Here is a 7,330-nt window from a genome sequence, read left to right on the forward strand (position 1 = left end):
GAGAAGATCGAGGTACTTCTGCAGGGCATTCCCTTTGAAGACGGAGTCCCGGTGATTGAAAGCGCACCGGTTCCTCAAGCGCTGGCCGCCTGATCATGCCACCGACCCGCATACACCAGTCTTGACGATTTCTCCATCTCCCAAAGCCGACACGTTTCCCGCCGCGAGTTCAGATTGACGCGCCTGCGCGTCGAAGCGCGAAATCAACTTGAGGTGAAAAAATGAAACCGTTAGCGCTTTTCGTCGTGACCGTTGCGGTTTCAGCCTGTTGTGTCACGCTGCTTTGTGCGCCGAACCTGCCAAGGTTGCCAGCGCCGCGCCGGCTATCAGGGATTTCTTCATTCGCAACTCCTGGGTAGACCGTTACAGGTTGTGATTCAATGCTTCATACAACCCCGTAATGACGTCCTCTCTGCGGAGATGGCTACTGTCGTCCGTAAGACGATAATGCCAACTCGTGAGCAGAGCTATCGCGTGCAAATGTCTGTCGCGCAATAGCAATGGGGGTAGGCTGTATTTTCTGCAGTCGCGCGGTTGTCGCAGCACGGACGCTGTTTCGCGTGCGCGAAAGAAGCAGGCGCGGGCGTGAAAAGAGCCGGTTGTACCGGCCCTTGGTCTTTTCGCCCATATACTTCGGAATCCTACGCAATTTAACATAAGCCTTATGATCGCATTCAAGGTCGGGATCCTAAGTATTATCAATCGAAGTGGTGCCGGTCTTCGAGCTCCGCACATCGCGTCTCTGCATGGAAGCTAGTGACGCGGCGGAGGCGCCCAGGGATGCTTCGCTTTCGTGTGTAGAAGTCAAGCGGAAATGAGCCATCGAGCGCATCGATCATGGATGGCGTGCGCCTTCCCGGTCACGCGGCGGAAGACGCTCCACGCCGGTCTGGCGCTGCTCGCCTGCCGACAGGCGCTCACAGTCGTGGGGGCAGTACGGGCTCGTTCGCGAACACAACCGTGCCGCAATTGCGAGCCATCTGTCTGGGTGGTTCAGTTCCACGAAGCGGTGGCCGTGCAACTGCGAACCTACCTGCTGCCTTACGTCGGGCGGCTTTGGGAAGAGGGCGCGGCAATCCACGCCACGAGCGCCATTTCGCCTGAGGTGTTCCTGAAGCTCTGGACACTCTCGGAGCCACGCATCGTAGCCGACTTCATCCTCTTCGACGAGGCGCAGGAGAGCGACGGTGTAATGCTGTCGGTCCTGGGCCGGCAGCGCCATGCGCAGATCATCTACGTGGGCGACCCCTACTGGAAGATCTACGAGTGGCGTGGCGCGGTCAATGCGATGGCGCAGATCGACGCGCCCGAATGCGCGCCCACGGAGTCGTTCCGTTTTGGCGCCACATGCGCCGCGGCTTGCAGATGTCAGAATCGTGATGAAATATTCTGCGTGCCTTTTGTCGGCACATTTTGCACAGCGGCACCCGGTCATCACCGCTCGGTGCAGCCATCTGCGCTTTAGGTGCAGGCGATGGTGATGGTTGATCGGACGGACTACACTGACGAGCGGGAGCCCTGCATGGGCTGCAGACGAACGGCGCTTCGACGCCGGCTGGACGACCTGACGACGGCTTGCTCATGGATGATGAAGCGAAATATCCGACGTCCCACGAATCCGTGATGTTCGCGGACGTAAGCCGTAGCACGGAGCTTTACGAGACCGTTGGTGACATGGTTGCCTTCGAGGCGATTGCGCAGTGTATTGCGCTAATGAAATCGTGCGCGGAAGCGTCGGAGGGGCGAATCGTCAAGACCATTGGCGACGAAGTCATGGCGGTGTTTCCGTCAGCCGGATATGCGATGCAGGCCGCGATCGACATGCAGATGGCCGTCTCGGAGTTGCCTGTGCTGGCGGGACAGCCGATGTCGCTGCGTATCGGTTTTCATCACGGCCCCGTGTTGCCCGACGAAAGGGGAGACGTGTTCGGCGACACCGTGAATCTGGCCGCCCGACTGACGGAGCTTGCTTCGCCGGGGCAGGTCGTCATGAGCAAGGACGCCGTCGAGTGTCTGCCGGCGCGACTGCGTCAGATGGCGCGCTATCTTTACCCGATACAGGTGCGGGGAAAAAGACAGCCAACGGAGTTGTTCGAGGCGATCTGGCAGCAGGGCGCCGATCTGACGGTTATGGGTAACGACGTGACACGCCTGCCTTGTGCATCGTTGTTGACCCTGCGCTATGGGGATGCGGGCATGGACATGAGTGAGACGTCCTCGCTGGTGACGATTGGCCGTGGCGCCAATATGAGCATCGTCGTGCGCGATTGCCGCGCATCGAGGGTACACGCGTCGATCGAGTGCCGTAGCGGAAAGTACGTGTTGCGTGACTGCAGTTCTAATGGCACGCGCATCGCCATCGACGGTGGCCATGAGCTGATCCTGCGCCGCGACGAGGTCACGCTCTGGGGGCACGGCTGGATCTCATTCGGACCGTCCGGCGGCGAGGGAGCGGAGCGCGTGGAGTTTTCCTGCACACGTCTCCCCGGACCGCCGGGTTGATCGACGGCCCCTGGTGCCCGGTGCGGAACACCTTGCAGCGTCGACCGGCGCAATCGCGGTAGGGATGTCCATTACTGAATAGCCCCCACACATACATGGACGGGTGTTTGGGGGAGCTGAGGCGGAAGATTGAAGGCGGTGGAGGGCTTTTCAATTTGCCTGACGAGCGTGTTGAATGCCTTCCGACCCTTCGACGGAGGGGTCTTGCTGTGGCCCGGAGCGATCCTGACGGACCGGCGGCTCCCCCAGATCGAAGGGTATGCTCACTACTATGCTTCTGATGCCATTCCCGGATGGGCAGCGGGCGAGGGATCAGGGATTTGATAACAGTTGATAACTACGCTAACATGGCTTCAGGTACACGTTGGAGGCGGAAACATGATCAGTGCAGACCTTGGGCAACAGCTTGAAAGCTACGTTGCCGCGTTGGTTGAGACAGGCCGCTACGGCTCGAAAAGCGAAGTTCTGCGCGAGGGCGTTCGGCTCATTCAGGATCGCGAGGCGCAGCTTGCCGCGCTGGACGCCAGCCTCGAGCGCGCGATCGCGAATGCTGACGAGGGCCGTCGCAAACCGGCGCAGGACGTGTTCGGCCGCCTCAAGGCCAAATATCGGGCAATGTCGGAAGGGAGTTGATGTTCGTCGATATCACGGATGACGCTGAATTTGATCTCGAAGAAATTGGCGATTTCATCGCGCGTAAAGGTAGCCCGAAGCGCGCCGGGACGTTTGTGGAAGACCTGGAACGAGCCTGCATGACGCTGGCCGACACGCCATTGCTTTTCCCGCTCATTCCACGCTATGACGAACGCGGAATCCGGCATCGGGTGCACGGCAATTACCAGATTTTCTATCGTGTCGTCGAGGCCGCCGACCGAATCGACGTACTGCGGATTCTCAATAGCAGGCGAGATTACCTCTCGATCCTGTTCCCATAGGACATCATTGCTTCAGGCGTCCCATGGTTCGCTGCGCCGGCACCATTGTTGTGTCCGCGCAGCTATATTTAACATAAATACAATGATCGTTTTTCGATACGTCATCCTAATTTATATTCGACATTGTGCTTTCGATCCAATGAAGTCAGAATACGTGCTGCCTCGCATTTAAAGGGTGTCGTACATCGCCGCAGTTCGGTGTTTGCCACGCAATTCTGGTCCGGTTGCGTCCATAAACGGCCGTTGATATGGACGGCCGCGCCTGATTCCAGCTTCGAATAATCGCGCGTTTATGCAAAGTTATTTCTGGGAAGGAACACTGAAGCGGAAGAGTTCTGCTGCGGAGGTCGTCATCACTTTTTCTCTCGCTGTACGCTCGGGAATCCAGTCTTCCAACGCGTCCGTGGCGCCGTCGTAGTCGATCAGATGACGATATTGCGTATGAGGCCAGTCGCTACCCCATACGAGACGTTCCGGGCCAAACGATTCGAGCAGAGCGGCGGCGAGGGCGCGCCCGTGCTCAGTGCCGTTCGAGTGGTCGGCGCTGCGATAGGCCGCAGAGAGCTTGACCCAAACGTTGCCGCGCGAGGCCGTGGATTGCAGATAACGAAAGCCGGCATCGGCAGCGCCGAGATGCGCATCGGGCCGTCCGAAATGATCGACGACCACCGTGCAACCGTGGCTAAGCAGGGCATTGAGCACGACCGGTAGATCGACAGCATTTGCCTGAACTTCGACATGCCAGCGCAGGGCGTTGAGGCGCGCGAGGAGCGCGGACCATCGACGATTGTGAAAATCCGGCAGTGCAAGGCCAATCAGATTCAGTCGTGCGCCTACGATGTGCGCGGCGTCCAGCGCTTCAAGTTCGGCGTCCGTAATCTCCGGCGCGACAACGGCCACGCCGCGAAAGCGTCGCGGATAGCGCTCGCATACCGAACGGAGAAACGCATTGTCGGTGCCAAGAAAGCTGGGCTGCACCAGAACGCCTTGCGACATGCCATGCGCTGCGAGTTGCGCGATGTATTGATCGAGCGTCGCGTCATAGTCGGGCGCATGACGGCGTTGTGCGGCGAGCGGAAGGCCTTGCACAAAGATGTGCGCGTGCGTATCGATGCCCGTGATGCGCGTCGTGGCCTCGTTGAGCCATGTCAGGGACGTCGGCGAAAGGCCATCGAAGGGGGCGGCCGGGATTGCGGGCTGGAAGCGGTCCATCGTTTGGAGTGCCTGAAATTCGGTTGACGTTGAGCGCCGATGCACGAGCGCGCCGCGCGCTCAGTTGCGCGACACGGCTGGCGCGTCGTTGCGCGCGCCGTTCTGGTGCGCCGACGGGACGAGCCGGCCCCGCGTGCCGGGCAGCATCAACGCGGCGGCGACGACGAGGCCATAGGCGACGCCCGCGTCGATGCCGAGCGCAGCGCCCAGCGACATCGACCCGCTCATATGGCCGACAAGCACCGGAAATGCGGCGGATACGATGCGGCCGAAGTTGTAGCAAAAGCCGACGCCGGTGCCGCGCACGCCTTGCGGATACAACTCATTGAACAGTGCGCCGAGCGTCGCGGGGATGCCTGCCGAAAAGAGGCCGAGCGGAAAGCTCAGGATCTGCATGGTGGTGTCGCTGATCGGCAGGAACGTGTAGATGTTGACCATCACCGCGCAGCAGATGGCGAAGAGGATCACGTTCCAGCGTCGTCCGATGCGGTCCTGCAACCATGCGCTCACGAAACAACCGACGATGAACGCCACAATGACGACCGCGAGATAACCGCCGGTGCCCAGCACCGAGAGATGGCGCTCGGTCTTGAGATACGTCGGCAGCCAGGTGGTGATCGCGTGGTAGCCGCCATGCGCGCCCAGTCCGATCAGGCCACCGACGATGGTCGTGCGGATCACGGCAGGATCGAAAATTCCCGCGGCGATGCTGAATATGCCGCGCCGCGAGGAATCGTCGCGCGCGATCTGCGGCTCGCGCGGCGGCTCGACCACATTGCGGCGCATGTAGAGAACGAGGAGAGCGGGGACGAGCCCGATCGCGAACAGAACGCGCCAGGCCCATTGTGGCGAAACGAATGAGAAGACCGCCATATAGAGCAGCACGGCGGCGCCCCAGCCGAATCCCCACGCACTCTGCACGATGCCCATGGCCTTGCCGCGATGCCTGGGGTTCATCGTTTCGCTGAGCAGGACCGCCCCAGCCGTCCATTCGCCGCCGAAGCCGATGCCTTGCAGCGCCTTCAGCGCAAGCAGTTGCTCGAAGCTTTGGGCGAATGCACTCAGAAACGTGAAGAGCGAGAACCAGATCACGGTGATCTGCAGCGCGCGCACCCGGCCGACGCGGTCGGACAGGATGCCCGCAAGCAATCCGCCGAGCGCGCCGGCCACGAGCGTGGCGCCGCCGATCAATCCCGCCTGACCTTTGCTGATGCTCCATGTGGCGAGAAGCGACGGAATGACAAGGGAAAAGACTTGCGTATCGACGGCGTCGAGCGCCCATCCGCCGAAGCAGCTCCACAAGGTTCGTTTCTCGATGGGCGTGATTTCTCGATACCAGCGCATGGTCGTCGTCTCCTGGTGCGTGCCGCGCGCGAAGTTCGACGGGCGGCCGCTGTTAGTGGATTTGACGGGATTCTAGGTAAGGCTGAAACGCGTGCATACTATGGAAATGTTGTTCATTCATAGCATCTTGATATGGAAAGGTGATCATGGAGTCGATCCGCACGCTGAAGTATTTTCTCGCCATCGTCGATGCGGGAAGCGTCACCGGCGCGGCCGCCCAGCTCGGGATGGCCCAGCCAGCGCTTAGCCAGGCGATTACGCGGCTGGAGAAGGATCTGGGCGTGAAGCTGCTGGCGCGCACGCGCCGCGGCGCCGCCCTTACGCCTGCCGGCGAAGCGATCGCCGAGGATATTCGTCTGAGCGTTTCGCGGATCGAAGCGGCCGAAAAGCGGGCGCGCGATATCGGCGCGCAACGTGGCGGCAGGCTGATCATCGGCTTCGCGTCCGCGGCGCTGTTCGAGGTCATGCCCAAGGCGATCGCGGCGTTGCGCGCGGCGGTCCCCAATATCGAGCTGACATTGCGCGAAATGAGCAACGCGGAACAGGCCAGCGCACTCGAATCCGGCGAGATCGACATTGGGCTGCTGCATACGCCGGTTGCGGTAGGCGGCAGGATGCGCGAAAAGCTGATCGTGCGCGAGCGCTTGCTGGCAGTCGTGCAGGCGTCGCATCCGCTGGGCCAGGATGGCAAGCTCGGCCTCGCGGAACTGGCGCGCATGGGGCTGGTGTGGTTTCCGCACGGACAATTGCCGGTGGTGCGAGCGGGCATCCTCAGCGCGTTTCGCAAGTTCGGTTGCGAAGCCAATATCGTTCAGGATGCCAATCGATCGCTGACCGTGCTCGCTTGCGTTGCCGCAGGTTGCGGCGCGTCGCTGTTGCCGCAATCCGTCAAGGCGATCCAGTTCGAAGGCGTGCGCGTGTGCGAGGTGCGGGAAGGCGACGCGCTGCCGCTATTCGAACTCAGTGCGATCTGGCCACATCGTTCGCGTGCGACGCTGGCCGACAAGTTTGCATCGCTGTTAAGCACGTGTTGACCCGTGCGTCATGCTTCGAGTTGTATTTGGGGCACGGCTGAGTGGCTTCGCTTTTCTTAAACTTAACATAATTAACTTTATCGAAGTTTTTGATGGGGTGCGATGCTATAATCCTCGCCGACTCCATGCCGGCTCCGCTTGTCGACTGCCGGCTCCTCCAAGGATAATTTCCTTCCGGGCGCGACAGCCGGTGCCCGATGACCAAAAGCGCATGAGCAAAGATGTGGGCACGCCCGCGTGGGCTGAGGACTATCGCCGCTGGTTCGCCGAGCTCAAGCAGCGCGTCGAACGGGCAAGACAGCG

Annotated in this window: 7 protein-coding genes; 5 read left to right on the forward strand and 2 right to left on the reverse strand. The window is 60.8% G+C overall.

Translation table 11 applies throughout. The features are described 5' to 3' along the window. The first annotated feature begins 1,015 nt into the window (after positions 1-1,015). The 4 genes from VMJ11_RS20985 (at position 1,016) to VMJ11_RS21000 (ending at position 3,437) form a co-directional block, all read left to right on the forward strand. Complete coding sequence (locus VMJ11_RS20985) at positions 1,016-1,465, forward strand: hypothetical protein (RefSeq protein WP_414694436.1); 450 nt, start codon at positions 1,016-1,018, stop codon at positions 1,463-1,465. 116 nt (positions 1,466-1,581) lie between these two features. Continuing rightward, the gene (locus tag VMJ11_RS20990; RefSeq protein ID WP_325621370.1) at positions 1,582-2,502 is read left to right on the forward strand and encodes an adenylate/guanylate cyclase domain-containing protein; all 921 of its coding nucleotides are present in this window, start codon (positions 1,582-1,584) and stop codon (positions 2,500-2,502) included. A 378-nt stretch (positions 2,503-2,880) separates the two neighbouring features. After that, entirely contained in the window at positions 2,881-3,135 is a 255-nt protein-coding gene (locus VMJ11_RS20995) for a type II toxin-antitoxin system ParD family antitoxin (protein ID WP_325621372.1), read from the forward strand. After that, complete coding sequence (locus tag VMJ11_RS21000) at positions 3,135-3,437, forward strand: type II toxin-antitoxin system RelE/ParE family toxin (RefSeq protein ID WP_325621374.1); 303 nt, start codon at positions 3,135-3,137, stop codon at positions 3,435-3,437. Before VMJ11_RS20995 ends, VMJ11_RS21000 begins: the two co-directional genes overlap by 1 nt. Positions 3,438-3,737: 300 nt before the next feature. On the opposite strand, the gene VMJ11_RS21005 is transcribed toward VMJ11_RS21000, so the two are convergent. After that, the gene (locus tag VMJ11_RS21005; protein ID WP_325621376.1) at positions 3,738-4,649 is read right to left on the reverse strand and encodes an amidohydrolase family protein; all 912 of its coding nucleotides are present in this window, start codon (positions 4,647-4,649) and stop codon (positions 3,738-3,740) included. Between the two features lie 60 nt (positions 4,650-4,709). Next, positions 4,710-5,993 (reverse strand): MFS transporter, encoded by a 1,284-nt coding sequence (locus tag VMJ11_RS21010; RefSeq protein WP_325621378.1) that lies wholly within the window; start codon positions 5,991-5,993, stop codon positions 4,710-4,712. 146 nt (positions 5,994-6,139) lie between these two features. Between VMJ11_RS21010 and VMJ11_RS21015 the strand changes: the two genes are divergently transcribed. After that, the gene (locus VMJ11_RS21015) at positions 6,140-7,027 is read left to right on the forward strand and encodes a LysR family transcriptional regulator (RefSeq protein WP_325621380.1); all 888 of its coding nucleotides are present in this window, start codon (positions 6,140-6,142) and stop codon (positions 7,025-7,027) included. Positions 7,028-7,330: the final 303 nt, after the last annotated feature.

It is taken from the genome of Paraburkholderia sp., assembly GCF_035501035.1.
GTDB lineage: Bacteria > Pseudomonadota > Gammaproteobacteria > Burkholderiales > Burkholderiaceae > Paraburkholderia.